Source organism: Ruegeria sp. YKSD163, from assembly GCF_059612905.1.
Genome location: NZ_JBXWRM010000008.1, coordinates 83,628 through 107,644, shown reverse-complemented (window position 1 = coordinate 107,644; position 24,017 = coordinate 83,628). Strand labels below are relative to the sequence as shown.

Below are 24,017 nucleotides of genomic sequence, written 5' to 3'. Positions count from 1 at the left end.
ACCGCATATCGTCAGTCCTCTTGCAGACTGTCGATCAGTTTCGCCACCGCCTGTTCCAGCTTCTGCCGGTCGATGCGGGTGAAATCCAGATTGTAACGAAGGTCGATCCGCCCGTTCGAGGCCGAGCATTTCGCGATCCCGCTCGGGCGGCTGATCTGAAAAGTGGTCTTGGCCCGGCGGGTCTTGTCGCCACTGGGCGCAGGCGTGCGCGCCTGCGGTTCCGGCGCCCCTGCCCCTTCGGTAAAGCCGCGCAGGATCGCCACCTCGTCCGCCGCACTCCGCCCAGGCTGCGCCATCAAGGCAGAGCTGACCGCCCGGACCAACCCCGGATCGCCATCCAGCTTGCGTTTAAGATCGACACCCACATTGCGCGGAATCTCGTTGGGGTGTTCCAGCGACTTGCCCAGCATCATCAGCAGGCTGGCAAAGGCGCGAATATAGCTGCGCTTGGTATAGCTGGCGGATTTGAACAGGACCGACACCGCCTTGTCGACATCGGCGCAATCATTGGTCGGGTCCTCGGCATAGGCGCGTGCCAGCGCGCCCATTTCGGCAAACGAGATATCCTTGCGGATCAGGTTCTCGTCCACCATACGCCGGTATTGATCATCCGTCGGCGCATTGGCCAGGATGCCCGCCGGAATGCGGGCGAACCGTCCATCCCCGGTTTCTTCGTACAGCGCACGATAGGCCGACAGGCGCCGCATGCCCTGCACCAGTTCGTAGCCGCCCTCGGCGCGCTTCTCGACCCGGATCGGGTTCGACAGCCCGATCTCGCGGATCGAGGTTTTCAGCTCGTCCAGCTCCGGGTCCGGCCCGGCGGCGCGGTCGCGGGTCAGCCGCTCGGCATGGACCGCGTCAAGCGGCACCAGATCGGTGATCAACCCCTCTTTCTTCAACCGCACCAATTCATGCGCCAGCTGGTCGTTTTCGGCGCGGATGCGGTCCTCGGTCTCTTGACGGTCGCGCAGCGCGTCAGCGTTTTCCGAGATCGCGGTCGCCATCGGGCCCCGCCGGTGTTTGTCCAGCACCTTGTCGGGGACCTTGCCAACGGGGATGTCCTCCATCGCCGGCATGTCGATATCGAAGATTCTGCGCTTGCGGGTCATGCGTCATCCTCCAGCTTGGACCAGGCCGACAACATCACCTCGCGGAACTCGTGATAGGCATTGTCGAAAGTGCCGCGCGCGCGGCGCCAGGTTTCCCGCGTCATCTCGCGGTAATCCATCTCGTAGACCGAATTGAGGAAGCGGCCGGATTGTTCCACCGCGCGCGTCATCTCGACCGGATGTTCCGTGACGTGATGGCCAAACACCTTGCGGAACGCCTCATACATCGCCTGGTGCAGGGCATTGCCCGGCTCGTAGCGGGTCAGGATAAAGCGGATCTCGGCAAAGGTCTTGGGCAGGCCGATCTTACCCGTGGGTAAGACGCCGTCGAACCCGTGCGACAGATCCTCCAACGCCTCGGCCAATTGCCCGATGAAAGAGGTGGTCGAGTCGTATTCCCAATAGCCGGGCCCCGAGGGGATATAGAGCATGTCGGCGGCAAACACCGCGTTCATCGACTGATAACCGATGGCGGGCGGGCAATCGAACAGGATCAGGTCATAGGCGTCATCGGGAATCTGATCGAGATAGCGCGACACGGCGGCAAAGAAGGACCATTCCGGGTTCAGGTGCCGGTACTGCGCACTGGCGAATTCGACAAAGGCCGCGTTGGCACAAGAGGGGATCGCGTCGATCGTCGACCAGGAACTGGGCTTGATGAAATCACCCACCCGCAGATCGCCCAGCCCCATGCCGGTGATCGAGGCAGGCAACTGGCGGCGGGGCAGGGTGGTGCCGCTTTCGGCGGCGGCGGCGCGGTTGTTCATCCGCTCGGTCTCGCGGATCAGGTCGCGCGCCATGATGCCCCAGACGGTGTAATCCTCGGCCACGTCGGTCAGACCCATGGAATGGCTCAGCGTCGCCTGCGGGTCGAAATCGACCACCAGCACCCGATAGCCATCCAGTGCGGCGGCATGGGCCAGATGCAGGGCGACGGTCGACTTGCCAGCGCCGCCCTTGAAATTGGCCACCGCCGCGCGGATCGCGCGCTTGCCCGCCGGGCGCGGCGGCATCAGCGACTTGCGGTTGATCTTGAGCCGACGGCGCAGCTCGTTCACCTCTTCCAGACTGAACCAGCGCTGGCGGCCATCGGGTTCGACCTCGCCACCGGGCAGGGTGGGGTCGGCGACCAGCTTGCCGCGAAAGGTCGATTGGTTGACGTTAAAGATCAGCTCGCTCACCTCCCAGCTGGAAAAGCGGCGCAGCGTCTTCTCCATCTCGGGGCTGAAGGTCTGCTGCCGGATCCAGCCTTGCAGCTTCAGCGACTGGTTGCGCAGGTGGCTCAGGTCTTCGTGCGTATACATGCCTCGGGCTTCCTTTTCTCAGGACGCTAATTATCTGTGGTTACCCATTTACGCTGTATTTGCATTTATGGCAAAAGGAAATATCATGAGAATGCGACCTTACCCACGGGTAAGAAAGCCCTTGAAAACAGGACGCTTCCGATTCGGGACCAGGGCTGACAGAGCGCCGCGATTCGACCGAGTTTCTCCGGTTACGCTCCGCAAGATATGGGGTCACTTAGGCGCCGGAATACCCCTGATAGGGGGACAAACGGGGAAGATACGGGGACAGACAGCGTGTCCCCCCTCACCAGTACTTCACCCTTTTTCTTTCTTTGAAAAGGGGAAGGGTAGGGGGCCTTGGTCCAAGCCGCTTGACAGAATCGAAGCTTTGGACGCTAATTACTCCAAGATCGGGAAAAGCGTTGAGAAGACGCCGGACCGGCAGCAAGGGACAGCAGATCCCAACGTCGAGGCAGACGGGCAGAGAGTTGGATGATGCAGATCGCAAAACCGGTCGGACGCAATGCGTCGGCCCTCAAATACGATATCCTGTCTGCGCTGGCGGTGCATGCGCTGGCCGGTGACAAGCATCGCCAGCGGCTGATCCTGCGGCTTTCGGCGCTGATCACCACCCGTTACAACTGGCAACGCAACGAGCTGTCCATGGGCCGGGACGAGATTGCGCGACTGTGGTCGGTGGACGAACGTACCGTGAAACGCGAGATGGCGCGGCTGCGCACGCTGGGCTGGGTCACGGTGAAACGTCCGGGCGTGCGGGGCCGGGTCAGTGTCTATGAGCTGGACCTGAAACAGATGCTGCTGGACACACGCGACAGCTGGGCCGTGATCGGGCCGGATTTCGAGGCGCGACTGGATGAGACACCGCAAGCCGAAACCGCAGGCAATGTGGTGCCCCTGCATGTACCGCCCCCGCGGGCAGAGGCCAGCGACGATCCGGTTTGGGCGCAGGTACAGGCGGCGCTCCATGGGCGCGACCCGGAGTTGTGGTCGAGCTGGTTCCAGCATCTGACCGAGGTTGAGCGCGGCGACGGGCGGGCGGTGCTGATGGCGCCCAGCCGGTTCATGGCCGATTACATCGCCGCAAAATGGAGCGGGCGGCTGCTGGCCGTCTATTCACGCCTCGACCCCTCGATCCGGTCAATCCGGATCGAGGCGGCAGGGTAGGGGCCTTAGCGTTTGCGGAACGCGTCCTGAAGCGCCGCCCCCAACGCGCCGGTGTTACCACCGCCCTTGGGCCCTGATTGCATCGGTCCGCGCGGGTTGCGATCCTTGGGGCTGCCAGAGCGGGCCGGTTTCTCCTGCCGGGCCGAGGCGCCGCCATCCTTGCGCATGGTCAGGCCGATCCGCTTGCGGGGTACATCAATCTCGGTGACCGTGACCTTGACCACCTGGCCGGTCTTGACCACCTCATGCGGGTCCTTGACGAACCGGTCGGCCAGCTGGCTGACATGCACCAGCCCGTCCTGATGCACCCCGATATCGACAAAGGCGCCAAAGGCCGCGACGTTGGTTACGGTGCCTTCCAGCACCATTCCGGGGCGCAGGTCGGTGATGTCCTCGACCCCGTCGGCAAAAGAGGCGGTCACGAAACTGGGGCGCGGATCGCGGCCGGGCTTTTCCAGTTCGGCCAGGATGTCGCGCACGGTGGGCAGGCCGAATGCATCGGTCACGAACTGTTCCGCCCGCAGACCTTTCAAAGCGCCCTCATGCCCCATGATCTGACGGATATCGCGGCCACAGGCGCCGACGATGCGGCGGGCGACCTCATAGGCCTCGGGGTGCACGGCGCTGGCGTCGAGCGGCTCCTTGCCGTCGCGGATGCGCAGGAAGCCTGCGCATTGCTCGAACGCGCGGGGACCAAGGCGGGCCACCTTGAGCAGGTCTCGCCGCGCGGCAAAGGCGCCGTTCACGTCGCGATGGGCTACGATGGCGTCGGCCAGGCCCGGCCCCAGCCCCGAGACATGCGCCAGCAGCGGCGCCGAGGCGGTGTTGAGGTCGACACCGACCGCGTTCACCACATCCTCGATCACCGCCTCGAGCATCTGGCCCAGCCGGTGCTGGTCGACATCGTGCTGGTACTGGCCGACGCCAATGCTTTTGGGTTCGATCTTGACCAGTTCGGCCAGCGGGTCCTGCAGCCGCCGGGCGATGGACACCGCGCCGCGCAACGAAACGTCGAGATCGGGGAATTCGCGCGCCGCAAGTTCCGAGGCGGAATAGACCGAAGCGCCGGCCTCGCTCACCACCACTTTGGTGGGGGCCTTCACCGAACTCGGCAGCAGCTTCAGCGTGTCAGCCACCATCCGTTCGGTCTCGCGGCTGGCGGTTCCGTTGCCGATGGCGATCAGTTCGATGCCGTGCTGGGCGATCATCCGGGCGATGCTGGCCTGCGCGCCGCGCAGGTCGTTCTTGGGTTGGAACGGATAGAGCGTGTCGGTCGCCACCAGCTTGCCCGTGGCATCGACCACCGCCGCCTTGACCCCGGTGCGGATGCCGGGATCAAGCCCCAGAGTGGGTCGCGCCCCGGCCGGGGCGGCAAAGAGCAAGTCCTTGAGATTGCGGGCAAAGACCTGGATCGCCTCTTCCTGCGCGCGGGCCCGCAGATCGCCCATCAGGTCGACCATCATCGACAGCGACAGTTTCACCCGCCAGGTCCAGCCCGCCACTTTGCGCAGCCACTCGTCACCGGGGCCGGTGCCACGGGTTTCCAGCCGCGAGGCCACCATGGTTTCGGCGCGCGCCGCGCCCTCGGCATCGGGGGCGATGTCCAGCGTCACGACGCCCTCTTTCTGGGCGCGCAGCATGGCCAGCGCCCGGTGTGACGGCGTGGTGGCCCATTTCTCGGAATGGGCGAAATAGTCGGAGAACTTGGCGCCCGCCTGTTCCTGCCCTTCTATCACCTTGGCGCTCAGCATCGCCTCGCGGTGGAGAAAGGCGCGCAAATCGCCCAGCAGAGTGGCATCTTCGGTCAGGCGCTCGGCCAGGATGTCGCGGGCGCCGTTCAGGGCATCCTTGGTGGTGGGCACCGCCTCGGAGAGATAACCCTGGGCCAGCACCTCGGGCTCGGCGCGGCGGTCGGCCAGAATGGCCTCGGCCAGCGGTTCCAGCCCGTTCTCGCGGGCGATCATCGCCTTGGTGCGGCGCTTGGGCTTGTAGGGCAGATAGATGTCTTCGAGCTGCGCCTTGGTCTCGGCCCGTGCGATGGAGAGCGACAGCTCGTCGGTCAGCTTGCCCTGATCGCGGATCGAGCCCAGGATCGTCTCGCGCCGCGCCTCAAGCTCGCGTAGATAGGTCAGCCGGTCGGCCAGCGTACGCAATTGGGTGTCGTCCAGCCCCCCGGTCGCCTCTTTGCGGTAGCGGGCGACAAAGGGCACGGTGGCGCCTTCGTCCAGCAGCTTGACCGCGGCATCCACCTGTTCGGGGCGGGCATTGATTTCGGCGGCGATGGTGCGGGCGATACGGTCCAAGAAAACTTCTCCCAGATAGGTTGGAGCTCCTATCTAGCCAGCGGGGCAGGGGAGGGGAAGGGGGTGAGCGCCGGGCGCTGTCAACGGTCGTTGGCTGGAGTAGCAGCTGACCTGTTCCGGCGCACGTCAAGACTATTGGAAACCGGCCCGAAGAAGACCCTTGGAAACCCGGTCGACTTCCGCGCTCAAGTCGCAGAGCCGATTGCCAATCTGAAAACCTCGATCGGTTCCCGAAGCCCCTTGAGGCTCAATTCACCGCGAGACCCGACCTGGAACGTGTCCTCGACTGCAATCGCGGCTCTCGGGCTGAGAAGGATTTCGCCGTCTTCGGCTTCGTCGCAGAGCCGCGAGGCGATGTTGATCGCCGTACCCGAGGCGGTGTAGTCGAACCGTCCCTCGAAGCCGACCATGCCGACGGTCGCATATCCAAGCGATACGCCGACCCCGAAGCCCAGCCGGTACCCCATGCGCTTCCATGTGCGGCAGAGTTCGGTCATGCGTGCCTGCATTGCGATGGCAAGCCGCACGGCATCCCCAGCCGGATCCTCGCAGGGCAGCGGATCGTTGAAGAGAACCATGATCCCGTCGCCCATCCTGTGATCGACGCCTGCGCCATGGGTGCTGATCAGTTTGCCCATCTCCTCGTGATAGGTCTGCAGGACCTCGATGGTCTCCTCGGGTTCGGCCGTTTCGCAGAAGGCGGTGAAGCCGCGGATGTCACAGAAGAGCACGCCCAGAAGCGCTCGGTGGCTCGACAGCAACTCTTCCGAACCGGAGGAGACGACAGTATCGGCCACTGCCGCTGGCAGGAAGCGCTTCAGGCGGCCCATCCGCTCGATCTCGTCCACCTGTTCGCTTACCCGAGATTCGAGCGAGGCGTTGAGTGCTTCGACTTCGGCAGTGCGGTCGGCGAGCGCACGGAATTGTCGCACATTCTCGATCGCGATCACCGCCTGGGCAGCAAAGGTTTCCACAAGACCGATCTCGCTTTCAGAGAAAGCACTTTCAACAGGCCGGAAAAGGCCCAGCACCCCAATTGCTTCGGTTGCTCTCATGAGCGGAACCCAAAGGACAGCGCGAACGCCATCATCCTCGAGGTCCCGGCGCGCTTCGACGTTTTGGATGTCTCTTGTCGAACGCCGATGGACAATCCGGGTTTCACGGACGGCGAGGCAGGCGCCAAAATCACCATCGAGGGTGAATTTGGACGTTCCGACAGCGAAATTCCTGAAACTTCCCTGCAAAGCAGCAATAGTCAGTTCGGTTCGAGCCTCATCGAGAAGCACAAGCGCAGCAACAGAGGCGTTGCAAAGCTGACTTGCATTGGCAAGGATCACATCGAAAACCGGCTTTTCATCATCGCGGTTTCGGGAAATGAGGCCGAGTATCTCACTGCTGGCCTTCTCTCGCTCCAGCCTGTCCTGCACCTCGCGGAACTGGCGTGAATTCTCGATGGCAATCACCGCCTGCGCGGCGAAGCTTTCGACCAAGCGCAGTTCGGCTTCGACGAAAGGTTTGACCTCCTTGCGGCTCAGAGCAATCGCGCCAATCGCTTGCGGTCCATTCATCAGTGGCACGATCAGCCAAGAGCGCACACCTTCGAGGTCTACCACGTGTTTGATAACCGGGTCTTGATCACGATAGAAATCGGTATCGCGCAGATCGGCGATATTGATCGTGTTTCCGGTGCGAATGACCTCTGGAATCGGTCGACCACTGTCCAGGGGCGCTGAACCGCCTGCGCTGAAGGCCGTTTTCTCAAACCCCCAGTAAGAGGCAATCTCAAAGTGCGTCCTTGATGCATTCGCAAGTTGCAGGGAGGCTTGGCTTGCCTCGCACAGCTCTGCCGCATGGGTGAGAATAGCCTCGAATACAGGCCCTTCGTCATCACGCGACCTTTGAATGACCTCGAGAATACCCCGAGTCGCTTCTTCACGCTGACGTCCGCGATGCAGTTCGACCAGCAGATTGTCCCGTTCTGAATCTTCCACCATAGCCGGTCTAGCCCATCTGGAGTGCGAATTAGACATTGGGCTCAAGCTATACAGCAGAGCAGAGTCTTGCCAAAGCCTCGCATTGTTGAAGTTGGTTCAAGCGCTGTATCACCCGGCGCAGCCGCAATCCGGCGTGATGTGACCCGACGCGCCATCGTGCAACTTGATGCCTCACATATGCGCAAAACTCTCTGATTTTGCGCATTTGAATCCGAGCTGATCTGGCGCCCGTGCTGCCCGCGCACGCGGATTTGCGCAGACTGGGGCAAAATGCGCAGTCTCCCTCGATTGAAACGCGGCGCGCGCCCATGTATGGGGAGCCTGTCAAATCAGAGTAACCGGTGTCGGACCGATGGTCCGATTCCCCCGCGCCGCAATGGATGTGGCAACACACTCTCGGATCGCACGCCCCAGGAAAGGCTAAAAAAGGTAAGAGAATATGGCTGATAAAATGAACTCCGACATATTGTATACCATTGTAGACGAAGCGCCGGAGCTGGCCAGCGCCTCGTTCCTGCCGATCATCCGCAAGTTCGTTTCGGCGGCGGATATCACGGTTGGCACCCCCGATATCTCGCTGGCGGGCCGCATCATCGCGACCTTCCCGGAAAACCTGACCGCCGAACAGCGCCAGTCCGACGATCTGGCCGCCCTGGGCGAGCTGGTGAAGACGCCCACCGCCAATGTGATCAAGCTGCCCAACATCTCGGCTTCGGTGCCGCAACTGGTGGCCGCGATCGAGGAATTGCAGAACCAGGGTTACGACATCCCGTCCTATCCCGAGGCGCCCGCAACCGACGCGGAAAAGGAAGTGCGCGCGCGCTATGACGCGATCAAGGGCTCGGCGGTGAACCCGGTCCTGCGCGAAGGCAACTCGGACCGTCGTTCGGCCAAGGCAGTCAAGAGCTATGCGCAGAAGAACCCGCATTCGATGGGGGAATGGGTCTCGACCTCGAAAACCAAGGTCAGCTCGATGCCGGGCAACGATTTCTATGCCAACGAGAAATCGGCCACCATCACCGCCGCGCAGGCGGGCAAGGCCCGGATCGAGTTCATCGGCGCCGATGGCAGCGTGACGGAGCTGAAAAAGAACTGGCAGCTGGACGAAGGTACCGTTGCCGATGCGACGTTCATGTCGGTCAAGGCGCTTGGCGCGTTTCTGGCCGATGCCATCGAGGACACCAAGGCCGACGGCACCATGTTCTCGCTGCACATGAAGGCCACGATGATGAAGGTTTCGGACCCGATCATTTTTGGCCATGCGGTCAAGGCTTGGCTGGCGCCGGTGTTCGAGAAATTCGGCGACCGCATGGCGGCGCTGGGGGTGAACCCGAATTCCGGTCTGGGCGACCTGCTGGAGCGGGTGAAGGGTGACGCCGAGATCCTGGCCGCCATCGAGGCGGTCAAGGCGGATCGTCCGGCCATGTACATGGTCGACAGCGACAAGGGCATCACCAACCTGCACGTTCCGTCAGACGTGATCATCGACGCCTCGATGCCCGCCGTGATCCGCGCGGGCGGCAAGGGCTGGGACGAGACCGGCGCCAAGGGCGACACCAACTGCGTTATCCCCGACCGCTGCTATGCGACCGTCTATGATGAGACCATCAACTTCTTCAAGGCCAACGGCGCGCTGGACGTGACCACCGCAGGGTCGGTGGCCAACGTTGGCCTGATGGCACAGAAGGCCGAGGAATACGGGTCGCACCCGACCACGTTCGAGGCGCCCGCAGACGGAACGATCCGTATCGTGCTGGCAAATGGCGACGTGCTGCATTCGCACGCGGTCGAGGCGGGCGATATCTGGCGTGCCTGCACCGTCAAGAAGGCGCCCATCGAGAACTGGATCCAGCTGGCGATGGACCGTCAGCGCCTGACCGGGTCCGAGGCGATCTTCTGGCTGGATGCCAACCGCGCCCATGACGCGCAGCTGATCGCCTATGTCAAACCGGTGCTCGAAGCGGCGGGCGTGGCCGACAAGTTCCAGATCCTGGCACCGCGCGAGGCGACGGCGCAATCGCTGAAGACCATCACCGCAGGCAAGGACAGCATCGCCATCACCGGCAACGTGCTGCGCGATTACCTGACCGACCTGTTCCCGATCCTGGAGTTGGGCACCAGCGCCAAGATGCTGTCGATCGTCAAGCTGATGCAGGGCGGCGGGCTGTTCGAGACCGGCGCCGGTGGTTCGGCCCCGAAACATGTGCAGCAGCTGGTCGAGGAAAACCACCTGCGCTGGGATTCGATGGGTGAATTCTGCGCGCTGGGGGAAAGCCTGAACTTCCTCGCCGACAGCCGCGGCAATGCCAAGGCCGGGGTGCTGGGCCGCGCCGCCGAGGCGGCGACCCAGGGTATTCTGGATTTCAACCGCAGTCCCAGCCGCAAGGTGGGTCAGCCCGACAACCGCGACAGCCATTACTGGTTCGCCCGCTACTGGGCCGAGGCGCTGGCGGCGCAATCCGACGATGCCGATCTGGCCGCCGAATTCGCCCCGCTGGCCAAGGCGCTGGCCGATGGCGAGCAGGCGATCCTGACCGAACTGGCCGCAGCCCAGGGCAAATCCGCGGATATCGGCGGCTATTACAAGCCCTCGGCCGAGAAAAAGGCGGCGATCATGCGGCCGTCTGCGACGCTGAACGCGATCATCGGCTGAGCCTGATGGTTTGAAAGTTCAGGGGCGCGGGGCCACCCCCCGCGCCCTTTTTCGTGTCATCCCAAACGCGGGAACACCGCCGTCTTCTTCACCGTGCTGTAGACGAAACTGGTGTCGATCGAGGCGATGCCTCCGATGGGGTGGATACGGGTGCGGATGAACTGTTCGTAAGCGTCCAGCCCCGACACCACCACCCGCAGCTGGTAATCCATCGCGCCGGTCATGATGTGGCATTCCAGCACTTCGTCGATCTGGCGCACGCGGGTTTCGAACCGCTGCACGTCCTCCTGATTGTGGCGTTCCAGCCGGATGCGGACAAAGACGGTGATCGGCAGCCCATAGGCGGCCGGATCCACATCGACGGCAAAGCCCCGGATGGCGCCGCTCTTTTCAAGATTGCGCAGGCGGCGCAGGCAGGGCGAGGGCGAGAGACTCACCTTTTCGGCCAGGTCCTGGTTGGTCATGCGTCCGTCCTGTTGCAGGGCGCGGATGATCTGGCGATCTTTGCTATCCATTTTCGTCTTCTTTGGCAGAAACTGCTAATACTAGAGCATTTATTGGCAGTATTTGCAATCTAATCGCAGTTTGACTTGGATATCCTGTCCGCAACATCAGATCAGGAGATCCCGCCATGACCCATGCCAAGGGCTTTGCCAGCCGCGCCATTCACCACGCCTATGATCCGCTGGATCACGAGGGCGCGCTAACGCCGCCGCTCCATCTGACTTCGACCTTTGCGTTCGAGACCGCCGAGGCCGGGGGCGAGATGTTCGCGGGCAAACGTCAGGGGCATATCTATTCGCGTATCTCGAACCCGACGCTCGACCTGCTGGAACAGCGCATCGCCACGCTCGAAGGGGCCGAGGCCGGGCTGGCGCTGTCCTCGGGCATGGGCGCGATCACCGCCGTTCTGTGGACACTGTTGTCGCCCGGCGACGAGGTGATCGTGGACAAGACGCTTTATGGCTGCACCTTTTCCTATATGCGGCACGGGCTGGCGAAATGGGGGGTGACCATCACCCATGTGGACCTGACCGACCCCGAGAACCTGAAAACCGCGATCAGCGACAAGACCCGCGTGGTCTATTTCGAGACGCCGGCCAACCCGAACATGCGGCTGGTCGATATCGCGGCGGTGAGCGAGATCGCACACGGCGCCGGTGCCTCGGTCGTGGTCGACAATACCTATGCCACCCCTTACCTGACCCGGCCCATCGAGATGGGCGCCGATATCGTGCTGCATTCGGCCACCAAATATCTGGGCGGCCATGGCGATGTGGTGGCGGGCCTTGTGGTGGGCGGTGCCGAGCAGATCAGCGAGATCCGCCTTTACGGAATGAAGGACATGACCGGCGCGGTGATGGCCCCGTTCAACGCGATGCTGATCCTGCGCGGGCTGAAAACGCTGGCGCTGCGGATGGATCGGCATTGCGCCTCGGCCCAGGTGGTGGCCGAATGGCTGGCCGCGCATCCGGCGGTGGGCGAGGTGTATTTCCCCGGTCTGGCGTCTTTCTCGCAGCACGAGCTGGCGAACCGGCAGATGGCCCAGCCCGGCGCGATGATCGCGTTTGAACTCAAGGGCGGCATGGATGCGGGCCGGGCGATGATGAACCGGCTGAACATGATCGCCCGCGCGGTGTCGCTGGGCGATGCCGAGACGCTGATCCAGCATCCCGCCTCGATGACCCATTCCACCTATACGCCCGAGGAGCGGGCCGAGCACGGCATCAGCGACGGGCTGGTCCGCCTGTCGGTGGGTTTGGAAGAGGTCGAGGATATCCTGGCCGATCTGGCGCAGTCACTGGACGCACCCCAGGTTCAGGCCGCCGCCTGAGGGCGGTGGCAGCCGCGCGCCTCGGGGAGGGGCGCGCGGCCCCCGAATACCCCTGACCGGACCGATGCGCGGGGCAAACCCGGCGGTGAAACCCCGCGCGACCGGGGCAGGGAAATGATAGACTTCGCCGGGCGGGTCTGATCCCGCATTGCAAGGAGAGCGCCGATGAGCACGCCGCAGGACCTTAGCCATCTCAAGACCATCGAACAACGCATCCTGTGGCTGTCGCACTGGATGATCCACCACGCCAACCACATCCGCCCCAAGGTGGACGGGATCAAGATCGGCGGGCATCAGGCCAGCTCGGCCTCGATGGTGTCGATCATGACGGCGCTCTATTTCAGCGCGCTGCGCCCCGAGGACCGGGTGGCGGTGAAACCCCATGCCAGCCCGGTGTTCCATGCCATCCAGTATCTGATGGGCAACCTGGACCGCGCGCGGATGGAGAATTTCCGTGGCTATGGCGGGGTGCAATCCTATCCCAGCCGCACCAAGGATGTGGATGACGTCGATTTCTCGACCGGCTCGGTGGGTCTGGGCGTGGCAGTCACCGCCTTTGCCGCGCTGGTGCAGGATTACATTGCCGCCAAGGACTGGGGGCAGGGCGCGCCCATGGGCCGGATGGTGGCGCTGGTGGGCGATGCCGAACTGGACGAGGGCAATGTGTACGAGACCCTGCAAGAAGGGTGGAAGAACGACCTGCGCAATTGCTGGTGGATCATCGACTATAACCGCCAGTCGCTGGACGGGATCGTGCGAGAGGGTCTGTTCGAGCGGGTCGAGAAGATTTTCGACGCCTTTGGCTGGGACGTGGTGCGGATCAAATACGGCGCCCTGCAACGGGCCGCGTTTCAGGAGCCGGGCGGCGATGCCCTGCGCGCCTGGATCGACGCCTGCCCGAACCAGCAATATTCGGCGCTGACCTTCATGGGCGGTGCGGTCTGGCGCAAACGGTTGATGGAGGATCTGGGCGATCAGGGTCCGGTCTCGGCGCTGCTTGACCGGCGCAGCGATGACGAGCTGGCCGAGCTGATGGAAAACCTCGGCGGCAATTGCGTGGCCACCATGGCCGAGACATTCGCCGCTATCGACCATGACCGGCCCACCTGTTTCCTGGCCTATACGGTCAAGGGCTGGGGCACGCCGATCGCGGGACACAAGGACAATCATGGCGGGCTGATGAACAAGACCCAGTTCGCCGCCTGGCAGGCCCATATGGGTGTGCCCGAGGGGCAGGAATGGGAGCCGCTGGCCACCGTTGCCGACCCCGCCGCGCTGCGCGCATTCCTGGACGGCGTGCCGTTTTTCGCCAAGGGGCGGCGGCGGTTTTCCGATGCCCGCCTTGCCGTGCCGGGGATCGAGATTGCGAGCGACCGCGAGATCTCGACCCAGGCGGCCTTTGGCAAGGTGCTGGACGATCTCAGCAAGGGCGACAGCGAATTGGCGGCGCGCATCGTCACCACCTCGCCTGATGTGACCGGGACGACGAACCTTGGCCCCTGGGTGAACCGGCGCAAGCTGTTTGCCCGCAAGGATCAGGCCGATGCCTTTATCGAGCACAAGATCCCCTCGACCGCGAAATGGGAGTTCACCCCCAAGGGCCAGCATATCGAGCTGGGCATCGCCGAGATGAACCTGATGCTGCTGTTGGGCGCGGCGGGGCTGAGCCATTCGCTGTTCGGCAAGCGGCTGATCCCGGTCGGCACGGTCTATGACCCGTTTGTGGCGCGCGGTCTCGATGCGCTGAACTATGCCTGTTACCAGGATGCGCGGTTTCTGCTGGTGGGCACGCCCTCGGGCGTGACGCTGGCACCCGAAGGGGGCGCGCATCAATCCATCGGCTCGCCGCTCATCGGGATGAGCCAGGACGGGTTGGCCGCGTTCGAACCCGCCTTCGCCGACGAGCTGGCAGTGATCATGGAATGGGCCTTCGACTATCTGCAACGCGATGGCGAGGGTGATCCGGACGAGCGCACATGGCTGCGCGACGAGACCGGGGGCAGCGTCTATCTCAGGCTCTCGACCAATCCGATCGAACAACCGGGCAAGCGGGTGGACGACGCGTTCCGCCAGGGGGCCATTGACGGCGCCTATTGGCTGCGCAAGCCGGGGCCCAATGCCGAGGTGGTGATCGCCTATCAGGGCGCGGTGGCGCCCGAGGCGATCCGCGCCGCCGGCCTGCTGGGTGAGGCGCGCCGCGATGTCGGCGTGCTGGCGGTGACCTCGGCCGACCGGCTGAACGCGGGCTGGAGCGCCGCGCAGCGGGCGCGGGCGCGCGGCAACCCGGCGGCGCTGTCGCATATCGAACGGCTGATGGGGGAATTGTCGCCGCATTGCCGGCTGGTGACGGTGATCGACGGGCATCCGGCGACGCTGGGCTGGCTGGGCTCGGTGGCCGGGCACCGGACCATCCCCCTGGGGGTCGAGCATTTTGGCCAGACCGGCACCATCGGCGATCTCTACCGCCATTTCGGCATCGACGCGGGCGCGATTGTCGAACGGGTCGAGGGGCTGACCGCCGGTCGCCCGGGGCAACCGGCGCGGCTGGTCGGATAGGGCTTGCCCCCGGCTGCCGGAGAGTGGTTAACCTGTTATGTGCTCAGGCGCGGGTCAAGGGGGCAGGGATTTAAGGAAATCCCTGCTGACAGGATTTCACTTGAAATCCTGTGCCACCGCGCCGCCTGACCGTGGTGCGAGGAGGAGGCCATGCCGCATTTCATCGTCGAATACTCCGGCAATCTCGAGGACGCGCTGGATATCGGCGCGCTTTGCGAAGTGATCCGCGCCACCGCCGAGGGGATTGAAACCTTTCCCATGCCCGGCATCCGGGTGCGCGCCTTTCGCGCCGATCACTGGGCGATTGCCGATGGCGACCCCAAACACGGGTTCATCGACATCTCGATCCGCCTGCGCGCGGGCCGCGCGCCCGAGGTGAAACGGGCCGCCGCTACCGAAGTTTTCGAAGCGGTCCGCGCCTTTGTCACCCCGGTCATGGCGCAGCGCTCGCTGGCCCTGTCGCTGGAAATGCGCGACATCGACCCGGACCTGTCGCCCAAGACCGGCTCGATCCGCGATCACCTCTGAACCGGGTTCTGAGATTGCCCTAGCCCCTCTGCCCGTTCCGCTGTAATCCCCGGGAATGGACAAAACGCAAAGCTATGACATTTTCCTGATGGCGCCGCCGGGGCTGGAACAGCCTCTGGCCGAAGAGGCATCCGCCTGCGGTTTTGCCGAACCGCGCGTGGTGCCCGGCGGGGTCGAGACGCGGGGGGCCTGGTTCGAGGTCATGCGTGCCAATCTGGTGCTGCGCGGCGCGGGCCGGGTGCTGGTGCGGATCGGTGGCTTTCCGGCGGTGCATCTGGCGCAGCTCGACAAGCGGGCGCGCAAGTTTGGCTGGGGCGATTTCCTGCGCGCGGATGTGCCGATCCGGGTCGAGGCGGTCAGCCGCAAGTCCAAGATCTATCACGCGGGTGCCGCCAAGCAGCGCGTCGAACGTGCGCTAGCCGAGGAGCTGGGCGCCCCCATCTCGGATGAGGCCGATATCCGTCTGATGCTGCGGATCGAGCGGGATTTCTGCACCTTTTCCATCGACACTTCGGGTGAGGCGCTGCACAAGCGCGGCCACAAGGAGGCGGTGGGCAAGGCGCCCATGCGCGAGACAATGGCGGCGCTGTTCCTGCGCCAATGCGGGTTCGACGGGGCCGAGCCGGTGCTGGACCCGATGTGCGGCTCGGGCTCATTCGTGATCGAGGCGGCGGAATGGGCGGCCGGGCTGGCGCCGGGGCGCTCGCGCAGCTTTGCCTTTGAGCAGCTGGCGGGGTTCGACGCCGCCCAGTGGCAGGCGATGCGCGTCGCGGCGGGCGAGGGTGGCAGGCCCGAGAGCCTGTATAGCGGTTCGGATCGCAACGCGGGCGCCATCGAGGCCAGCCGCGCCAATGCGACCCGCGCCGGTGTCAGCGATTTCTGCGCGTTTCATCAGCGCCCGGTCAGCGATATCCGCCCGCCCGAGGGGCGGCCCGGTCTGGTCATCGTCAACCCGCCCTATGGCGCCCGGATCGGCGATCAGGCGCGGCTGCGCTCGCTCTACGGCAGCCTTGGCAAGGTGCTGATGGAACGCTTCAGCGGTTGGCGCGTTGGGCTGATCACCTCAGAGATGAGCCTGGCGCGGTCGACGCGGCTGCCGTTTCAGGCGCCCGGCCCGGTGGTCGATCACGGCGGTATCAAGGTGCGGCTTTACCAGTCGGTCCGGCTGCGCTGATCGGGCCGCAAATGCGGCTTGACGGGTGCGGGCGCAAAAGGCAGATGCGTCACGCGCGCAACCGGTCTAGTCTGGCCGCACGTCGCCCCGAGACAGGAGAGACCCGTGGCCCACGAGGCGCAGAAAGCCATCGCGCGCAATTCGCTGCTGATCCGGTCGTTGCCGGAACAGCATGTGGACGCCTTGTTGAATCAGGCGGTTTGGCGCAGCTATGACCGGGGTGAGACGCTGTTCCTGCAAGAGGAAAAGGCGCAGGCGATCCATGTGGTGATCGACGGTTGGGTCAAGCTGTTCCGGATGACGCCGACCGGGTCCGAGGCGGTGGTGAGCGTGTTCACCCGGGGCGAGAGCTTTGGCGAGGCGGTGGCGCTGCGCAACACGCCCTACCCGGTCTCGGCCGAGGCGGTGACGCCCTGCGACGTGATGCATATCCCCAGCCCCGTCTTTGTCTCGCTGATGCGGCGCGACCCCGAGATCTGTATCTCGATCCTGGCCACCACGTTTGGCCATCTGCATTCGCTGGTGGCGCAGCTGGAACAGCTGAAGGCGCAGACCGGGGCGCAGCGGGTGGCCGAGTTCCTGCTGGAACTGTGCGATTGTGAGGATGGCCCCTGCGAGGTGACGCTACCTTATGACAAGATGCTGATCGCGGGCCGCCTGGGCATGAAACCCGAAAGCCTGAGCCGCGCCTTCTCGCGGCTCAAGTCGGCGGGGGTGACCGTTCAGCGCAACCATGCCGAGATCGAGGATATCGCGATGCTGCGCGACTATGCCGAAAGCGATCCGGCCGATAGCTGGAGCAAGTCATGACGACCCGGTTGCAGGCGGTTCTGGACGCCATCGACACTGCCAACAGCGCCGATCCCCGGCTGGACGAGGGGCGGCCCGAGGCGCTGCTTTACGGCGAGCGAATGAGCGCCGAGTTGGCACGGCTGGTGCCCGATGCGCCGGATGTGTTGCAGATTGCGGCGCGAGGCCAGCATGTGGAGCGTTGGAAACTGGCGCGCGCCACATATCCCGAGGGCCGCGCCGGATACCTGGCCTGGCGCCGGGCGCAGGCGGTGCATCATGCCGAAGTGGTGAGTGGGCTGATGTCCGAGGCCGGATATGGCGCCGAGGAGATCGAGGCGGCGGGCCGGATGCTGCGCAAGGAAGGCATCAAGCGCGACGCGCTGGTGCAGGCTCTGGAGGATGTGATCTGTTTCGTCTTCCTGCGCTGGTATTTCGCACCCTTCGCGGCCAAGCACAGCCCTGAAAAGGTGCAGGACATCGTCGAAAAGACCGCGCGCAAGATGTCTGTGCCCGCGCGCGTGCGAGTGCTTGAGGAATTCGACCTGCCCGCCGATCTGGCGGCCGCTTTCGCGGGCTGAACCGGGCTTCAGCCGTAGCGCGCCGCGCTGGCCAGTGCGGCCTGCATCTCCGCGACCAGATGCTGCATCAGTTTGGCCGCCGACAGCCGCCGCGCCAGACCCAGCCCCTGACCGGCCCAGAGCGACAGGAACTCCGGGTTCTGTTGTTTGGCGGCCTCGGCGCGCAGGGCGCGGGTCAGCGCGTTCTGATAGGGAAAGTCGAGCAACCGGTCGGGCGTGGCCTCGCCATCGGCGATGACGCGGTTACGGATGCCGCGTGCGGGGCGCCCGGAAAAGGCGCGGGTGAGGGTGGTGTCGGTCTCTTTCGCGTCCAGGATCGCCTGTTTATGTGCCTCGGGAATGCCGGCCTCGGTCGTGGTCAGAAAGGCGGTGCCGATCTGTGCCGCGCTGGCGCCCAGTGCCAGGGCGGCGGCGATGCCGCGCCCGTCGGTGATGCCGCCCGAGGCGACCACCGGCACGCCGACAGCCGAGACCACCTGCGGCACCAGCGCCATGGTGCCCACCATCGCGCGGGTCAGATCGGCGCCGAACCCGGCCCGGTGGCCACCCGCCTCGGACCCTTGCGCAATCACCGCGTCGACCCCCGCCGCCTCGAGCGCCTGCGCCTCGGCGACGCTGGTGGCGGTGCCCATCACCAGCATGCCGCGCTGTCTGGCCCGTTCGATCACATGCTCGGGCATGATGCCGAAGGCAAAGCTGAAGACCGAGGCGCCGCTGTCCAGCACCTGCTCTACCTGTGCCTCGAAATCGAACTCGGCCCCGTTGATCGCGCCGGGCGGGGTGATCCCCAGCGCCTGGTAATGCGGCCGCACGAAGTCGAGCGCGGGGCCTGGATCGGCGGGAAAGGGTGGCGGATCGAGCGGCGCGAACAGGTTGACGGCAAAGCCCGCATTGCTGCCCTCGCGCACGCGGGCGGCATTGGCGCCGATCCGGTCGGGTTGCAGATAGGACACCCCCATGCTGCCCAGCCCGCCGGCCTTGCCCACGGCCATCACCATCTCGGGCGTGTCGCCGCCACCGGCCATCGGCGCCTGGATGATCGGATGGTCGAGCGCCAGACGCTCCATCAAGCTGTTTCGGTACATGTCGGACCCTGCCTTGCTGGTGTTGCCCTGATACTAGGCCCGATTGTCGCCGGAACCCAATGAAGAGCTGCGATCGGAGCTATCGGGGATCAAGATATCATTGGCAGGGCAGGGCATGCGCACTATCCTTTCTTGGAATGCCAAGGGCCATAATCAATCTGTAAAAGTGAACGCATGGATATTGCCGATCTCCGTTTCTTCGACTGTGTGGCGCGCGTGGGGAACATGAACCGCGCGGCGGCCGAGCTGAACACGGTGCAGTCGAATGTCACCACCCGCATCCGCAATCTGGAACATGATCTGGGGGTGGTGCTGTTTCATCGCCACAGCCGCGGGGTCGCGGTGACGGCGGCGGGCGAGGTTCTGTTGCCCTATGCGCGTCAGGTCATGACCCTGCTGGGTGATGCCCGCAAGGCGGTGACCCAGGATGGCGCGCCCGAGGGGCCGCTGAACCTGGGGTCGCTGGAAACGGTGCTGGCGCTGCATATGGCGCCGGTCCTGTCCGAGTTCGCCGGGGCGCATCCGGCGGTGGATCTCTCGATCCAGACCGGCACCAGCCGCGAGCTGGTCGAGATGGTGCTGACCCATGGGGTCGAGGGGGCGCTGGTCTGCGGGCCGGTGGCGCATCCCGAGCTGGAGGCGATGCCGGTGTTTCGCGAGGATCTGTGCATCGTGGCCCGTTGCGACGGGCGCAGCCTGGACCAGGTTCTGGGCGCGCCGGGGGTGCGCCAGTTGGTGCTGCGGCTGGGCTGTTCCTATCGTCAGCGGCTGGAGGATGTGCTGGCGCGGCGCGGTGTGGTGGGGGTGCGGACGCTGGAATTCGGCACGCTCGACGCCATTCGTGCGGGCGTTGCGGCGGGGGTCGGGATCACCCTGATGCCGCGCCGGCTGGTTACCCGTGTCTGGGGCGAGGCAGGTCTGGCCCTGCATCCGCTGGAGCCGGGCGAGGCCGAGGTCACCACCGATTTCATCCGCCGCAAGTCCGCCTATGTCTCGCCCGCGCAACGGGCGTTTCTGGAGGCGCTGACGCGCGACCCGCCGATCCGCATGGCGGGCTGAGGGCGTAACGCGGGGCCGGGATCATCATTGAACTGGATTCATATGCTGACTTCGCAGGCCTGTCCGGACGGCTGGTTCTGATCGTAGCCGTGCAGCAGGTATTCGAGCAGCGCCCCGCGCTGGACGCAATAGCGCTCTGTCGAGACGGGGTTCATCAGACCCAGGTCCAGCGTTCGGGGCAGATGTGCAAAGGATAGCAACAGCGCCCCGCCCTCTACATAGATGATCTCGTCATCGTTGAAATGCAGCTTTGTCACCTCGGCATAGGCGGTCGGCGTCAGGCGCGTTACACCTTCTACGCCGATCAGGGCAATCGCGGGAACAACGGCAAACGGATCCCCGAGCAGCAGTTCGGCGGTGTCGCTTTCGATCATCACCGGTTGATTGGGCAGCATGACCATCTCACGCGTGTTACCGATCACCCCCGGTGCGATGGCAAGTAGAGGCGCCGATCTGGACATCGCGATGCGCTCTCTGGTCACGGCCGTGACCGGTCTTGGCCCGCTGTCGAAGGTTGCGACCAGATCGCCGGCGGCGATTGCCTCGACCGGGCGCCAGCCAAGGTTGGTCGCAATCCGCGTGCCGGGCAGAAAGCCGGTGAAAACATCGGGATCATACGAGAGGGAGCGGTCGACCGCGTCCTGATCGAACCCGAGGAATTCGCCCAGACGCTGGACAATCGACATGTTGTCATCCCGCAGGGGTTCAGGCCGTGCGGAACAGTGGAACGGGCCGGTGCCATGCGACAACGAAACCCCGGTAAAGGAACGGTCTTGCAACATTTGCTCTGCCTCTTTTTTTAATCAGGCTACCGGCGGAGGATGTCGCAGCGTTAAGGTTTTCGACGCTTTACCCCCCGATGCGCATCGGGAGCAGATCGAAGGATCAGTATGATTACGTCCAAAAGATCATATTCTGTCGAAAGCGGTGGGTCAGAGATTTCAAGACCGCAAGGCAGCTATCTTGCGATAGGGCCGATGTCTGAAAGACAGCCATTGTCATACCAATGACGGTTTGCCCTAGAGCGTTGACCGCGCAACAATTCTTTCGGGTGGTTGGGCATTCCGGATGTATCGCGCATCCTGATCTCAGAGAGGAAATAAACCCAAATGCTCAAGTCATTCTTGCGTAAGCAAGATGGGTTCGCGTCTGTCGAATTTGTCGTTCTGACCTGCCTTGCCCTGTGCTTCGCCGCGTCTATCGTTGATGTCACTTCGACGCATGCCGACAACCTCACCGTGAAGATCGTAGGGGGAGATCGTGGTTCCGAAAGAGATGATCAATCCGCATCGGCAATAACGCCCTGTAGCGAGACGACAGAGCGGTCCAGCAGACGGCCCATTTCCGATAGCTGTATCTCCGAAGGCGGGGAGTTGTGACTGGCGGCCTGGAGTTCCAGGTCTTGTAGAACCGCGACCAATGCCTCGGCACCGACAATGGCGGCGGTCCCCTTGAACCTGTGCAGTTCGGATGCCACGGTTGCTAGGTCCAGTTCGGTGCCCTGTGTCAGACAGTTCACCCGCTTCAGGCTTTTCCGGCCATCGTCGAGAAAGGCCGCAAGCAAATCGGCGGTCTTGTCGCGACCAAAAGTCATTCGCATCTCTTCGACGTTCGCCGGATTGATCAACGCCGCTTCGGTTGTCACTTGCGATACTGGGCCGGGGGCCTGTCCGCGTGCCGCCGAGGCGATCTCGTCAACCAGGGCCTTGAAGGAGAACGGTTTGGCGATGACCCGGTCGAAACCTGCCTCGACAAAACGTTTCCGGTCGTCGGCAAGCACATGGGCGGTGACCGCAAAGACCGGCGTATCCTTTGAAAGGCCATTTCCCTTGTGGATCAGGTGCAAGGCGTCGACGCCGCTGATGCCTGGCATGCTGATATCCATCAGGATGCAGTCGAAACGCTGTTGAGCCGCCAGTTCGACCCCCTCGAGGCCATTGCTGGCCATCGTCACCTTGATATTGGATGCAGCCAGCGCCTCGCCGATCACCATGCGATTGATTTCGTTGTCTTCAACCACGAGAACGTCGAGCGCCCCGAGAGAGGCGCCGGTGGCGGGCTCGGGGAGGCCGTCGCGTGCCGCATTTTCCGTGTCTGGCGCCGGTTCCCATGCACGGATCAGAGGGATTCGGAACCAGAACGTACTGCCCTCACCGGGGCTGCTTGTGACCCCGATACTGCCGTTCATGGCAGCGATGATCCGACGCGTGATGCCCAGACCCAGACCGGTGCCGGAACTGAGATGCGAAAAGGAGGCGTCTTGTGTAAAGAAATCGTCGAAGATGCGCACCTGGTCGTCCTGCGCGATGCCGATACCGTCATCCTGCACGCGAAACTCCAGCTCGCCGGTGGCGGAGTGAACGAGAACCCTGAGGGATATCGTGCCGTTATGCGTGAACTTGGCCGCATTGTTCAGCAGGTTGACCAGCACCTGCCGCAGGTGATGCGCGTCGACCTCGACATATCCCAGTTCTGCCGGGAAAGCGGACAGAAACAAGGCGTTGCCGTTCTTTGCAGCGAGAATGCGCTGCTGGTCGATCACGCCCGAGACCAGTTCGTGCAGGTCGCAGTCCGCGGCTTCGATGCGCAGGTGTTTCGAGGTGTCGCTGGCCACCTGAAGAACGTTGTTGACGTGATGAAGCAATGTCGCGGCGGCGTTCTCGGTGACCCGCATGTAGCGCAGCTGGGTTTCGGTTAGTCTGGTGTTCCCAAGCAGTTCGAGCGCCGCCATGATGCCGTGCAGGGGCGTGCGCATCTCGTGGCTCATGGTGTTCAACAGCCGTTCCTTGGCGCGTTCCCCGGCCAATGCGATGTCGTGCGCCTCTCTCAGTTCGCCTTCCTTTTCGAGGTCGAGGGTAAGGTCTCGGATGTAAGCCACGAAGATGCGGCCATCGGGACCGTTGCCGCTGGAAAGCGAGATCTCGACCGGAAACTCGGTCCCATCGCTGCGCAAGGCGCGCGACCGGTTGCCCTCGCGTCCGATGAGCGTGGCATGCCCGGTTGCAAAGTACCGGTGCACGCCGGCCTTGTGTGCCCTGCGCAGATCGGGCGGCACAAGCAGCGTGCCGACATCGGCGCCGATCGCCTCGGCCCGGGAAAAGCCGAATGACGTTTCGGCTGCCATGTTGTATTCGATGATGCGCATTTTCTTGTCGCTGACGACAATCGGAACCGGCGAGGTCGAAATGACCGAGGAGAGCCGCGCGCCCGTCAGCTCGGCCTCGTACATCGAGCGGCGCAGCTTTCGGCTTGTGTTCCAGACTATCAGGATCACGCCGGCAAGCAGCAGGAACAGCAACAGTGTGGAAAGACCGGCGATGGACAGCGCCGACAGGACGTCGTGCCGGCCACGATCCGATTGCAGTGTCGAAACCGCAACCCCGGAGAGCGAGAGATTGCGCAGATGCGCGCCGATCGTTCGCGTTTCACGGGTGAATTCCGCCCATCGGTCAAGCAACTCCACATCGCTTGCGTCGATGATCGGGACAGCCCAGTCGAAGTAGCGTTGGATTGCATCAAAGGAACCCGCGGATCGGGGGTTTTCGCGGACCTCTGAATAGAGCGGGCTTTCGGATATGGTTGCGATCCGGCTGTAGAGCACGTCGAAATTGCGTCTTACCGCGTCCACGCTGTCCTGTGCCCTAGGTACTGCACCCTGGGTGAGCAGGGTTTCGACCTCGAGCCGGAATTGCAGATATTCGACTTCGGCCTGGGCCAGGTTCCAGGGGATATTGTCGGAATCCGCGCGCCGAAATGCAGCGAACTGGTTCACCACGCTGACCGTGCTGACCACGACCACGCCGAGCAGCAACGCCAGGACAGCGCCAGTGGCGCTGCTCCTAAGGTATTTTTTCAGTGTCATGCGCGTCAAATCTGGCCAC

The 24,017-nt window shown here is 63.9% G+C and carries 17 protein-coding genes; 9 read left to right on the top strand and 8 right to left on the bottom strand.

Annotated elements, in window-relative coordinates:
* Positions 1–11: 11 nt before the first annotated feature.
* Positions 12–1,109, bottom strand: a complete 1,098-nt coding sequence (locus AC2FNA_RS12380) for a ParB/RepB/Spo0J family partition protein (protein ID WP_496826942.1) — start codon at positions 1,107–1,109, stop codon at positions 12–14.
* Complete coding sequence (locus AC2FNA_RS12375; RefSeq protein WP_496826940.1) at positions 1,106–2,413, bottom strand: AAA family ATPase; 1,308 nt, start codon at positions 2,411–2,413, stop codon at positions 1,106–1,108. Before AC2FNA_RS12375 ends, AC2FNA_RS12380 begins: the two co-directional genes overlap by 4 nt.
* Before the next feature lie 474 nt (positions 2,414–2,887).
* Here AC2FNA_RS12375 and AC2FNA_RS12370 point away from each other — a divergent pair, with 474 nt between their 5' ends.
* Positions 2,888–3,580 carry a DnaA N-terminal domain-containing protein gene (locus tag AC2FNA_RS12370; RefSeq protein WP_496826938.1) on the top strand — a complete coding sequence of 231 codons (693 nt, stop codon included), beginning with the start codon at positions 2,888–2,890 and terminating at the stop codon, positions 3,578–3,580.
* A gap of 5 nt (positions 3,581–3,585) precedes the next feature.
* Here AC2FNA_RS12370 and AC2FNA_RS12365 read toward each other — a convergent pair whose 3' ends face one another.
* The gene (locus tag AC2FNA_RS12365; RefSeq protein ID WP_496826936.1) at positions 3,586–5,883 is read right to left on the bottom strand and encodes a Tex family protein; all 2,298 of its coding nucleotides are present in this window, start codon (positions 5,881–5,883) and stop codon (positions 3,586–3,588) included.
* Between the two features lie 185 nt (positions 5,884–6,068).
* Positions 6,069–7,877 (bottom strand): GAF domain-containing protein, encoded by a 1,809-nt coding sequence (locus AC2FNA_RS12360; protein WP_496826934.1) that lies wholly within the window; start codon positions 7,875–7,877, stop codon positions 6,069–6,071.
* 439 nt (positions 7,878–8,316) lie between these two features.
* Between AC2FNA_RS12360 and AC2FNA_RS12355 the strand changes: the two genes are divergently transcribed.
* Positions 8,317–10,530: an NADP-dependent isocitrate dehydrogenase gene (locus tag AC2FNA_RS12355; protein ID WP_496826932.1), complete on the top strand. Its 2,214-nt coding sequence runs from the start codon at positions 8,317–8,319 to the stop codon at positions 10,528–10,530.
* 56 nt (positions 10,531–10,586) lie between these two features.
* On the opposite strand, the gene AC2FNA_RS12350 is transcribed toward AC2FNA_RS12355, so the two are convergent.
* Positions 10,587–11,045 carry an Lrp/AsnC family transcriptional regulator gene (locus AC2FNA_RS12350; RefSeq protein ID WP_234140617.1) on the bottom strand — a complete coding sequence of 153 codons (459 nt, stop codon included), beginning with the start codon at positions 11,043–11,045 and terminating at the stop codon, positions 10,587–10,589.
* A gap of 116 nt (positions 11,046–11,161) precedes the next feature.
* On the opposite strand from AC2FNA_RS12350, the gene AC2FNA_RS12345 reads away from it, so the two are divergent.
* The 6 genes from AC2FNA_RS12345 to AC2FNA_RS12320 all read left to right on the top strand — a co-directional run bounded on the left by AC2FNA_RS12345 (position 11,162) and on the right by AC2FNA_RS12320 (position 17,992).
* Entirely contained in the window at positions 11,162–12,364 is a 1,203-nt protein-coding gene (locus AC2FNA_RS12345) for a methionine gamma-lyase (RefSeq protein ID WP_496826930.1), read from the top strand.
* A 165-nt stretch (positions 12,365–12,529) separates the two neighbouring features.
* Positions 12,530–14,920, top strand: coding sequence for a thiamine pyrophosphate-binding protein (locus AC2FNA_RS12340; RefSeq protein ID WP_496826928.1), 2,391 nt, complete (start codon positions 12,530–12,532; stop codon positions 14,918–14,920).
* A 150-nt stretch (positions 14,921–15,070) separates the two neighbouring features.
* The gene (locus tag AC2FNA_RS12335; protein ID WP_496826926.1) at positions 15,071–15,448 is read left to right on the top strand and encodes a 5-carboxymethyl-2-hydroxymuconate Delta-isomerase; all 378 of its coding nucleotides are present in this window, start codon (positions 15,071–15,073) and stop codon (positions 15,446–15,448) included.
* Between the two features lie 55 nt (positions 15,449–15,503).
* Complete coding sequence (locus tag AC2FNA_RS12330; RefSeq protein WP_496826924.1) at positions 15,504–16,622, top strand: THUMP domain-containing class I SAM-dependent RNA methyltransferase; 1,119 nt, start codon at positions 15,504–15,506, stop codon at positions 16,620–16,622.
* 105 nt (positions 16,623–16,727) lie between these two features.
* Positions 16,728–17,432, top strand: a complete 705-nt coding sequence (locus AC2FNA_RS12325) for a Crp/Fnr family transcriptional regulator (RefSeq protein WP_496826922.1) — start codon at positions 16,728–16,730, stop codon at positions 17,430–17,432.
* The gene (locus AC2FNA_RS12320; protein WP_496826921.1) at positions 17,429–17,992 is read left to right on the top strand and encodes a DUF4202 domain-containing protein; all 564 of its coding nucleotides are present in this window, start codon (positions 17,429–17,431) and stop codon (positions 17,990–17,992) included. The genes AC2FNA_RS12325 and AC2FNA_RS12320 overlap by 4 nt, the downstream gene beginning before the upstream one ends.
* Positions 17,993–18,000: 8 nt before the next feature.
* Here AC2FNA_RS12320 and AC2FNA_RS12315 read toward each other — a convergent pair whose 3' ends face one another.
* The gene (locus tag AC2FNA_RS12315; RefSeq protein ID WP_496826919.1) at positions 18,001–19,077 is read right to left on the bottom strand and encodes an NAD(P)H-dependent flavin oxidoreductase; all 1,077 of its coding nucleotides are present in this window, start codon (positions 19,075–19,077) and stop codon (positions 18,001–18,003) included.
* 174 nt (positions 19,078–19,251) lie between these two features.
* On the opposite strand from AC2FNA_RS12315, the gene AC2FNA_RS12310 reads away from it, so the two are divergent.
* Complete coding sequence (locus AC2FNA_RS12310) at positions 19,252–20,136, top strand: LysR family transcriptional regulator (protein WP_496826917.1); 885 nt, start codon at positions 19,252–19,254, stop codon at positions 20,134–20,136.
* A gap of 38 nt (positions 20,137–20,174) precedes the next feature.
* On the opposite strand, the gene AC2FNA_RS12305 is transcribed toward AC2FNA_RS12310, so the two are convergent.
* Both AC2FNA_RS12305 and AC2FNA_RS12300 read right to left on the bottom strand, forming a co-directional pair.
* Positions 20,175–20,822 carry a Hint domain-containing protein gene (locus AC2FNA_RS12305; protein ID WP_496826915.1) on the bottom strand — a complete coding sequence of 216 codons (648 nt, stop codon included), beginning with the start codon at positions 20,820–20,822 and terminating at the stop codon, positions 20,175–20,177.
* A 593-nt stretch (positions 20,823–21,415) separates the two neighbouring features.
* Positions 21,416–23,998 (bottom strand): hybrid sensor histidine kinase/response regulator, encoded by a 2,583-nt coding sequence (locus AC2FNA_RS12300; RefSeq protein ID WP_496826913.1) that lies wholly within the window; start codon positions 23,996–23,998, stop codon positions 21,416–21,418.
* Positions 23,999–24,017: the final 19 nt, after the last annotated feature.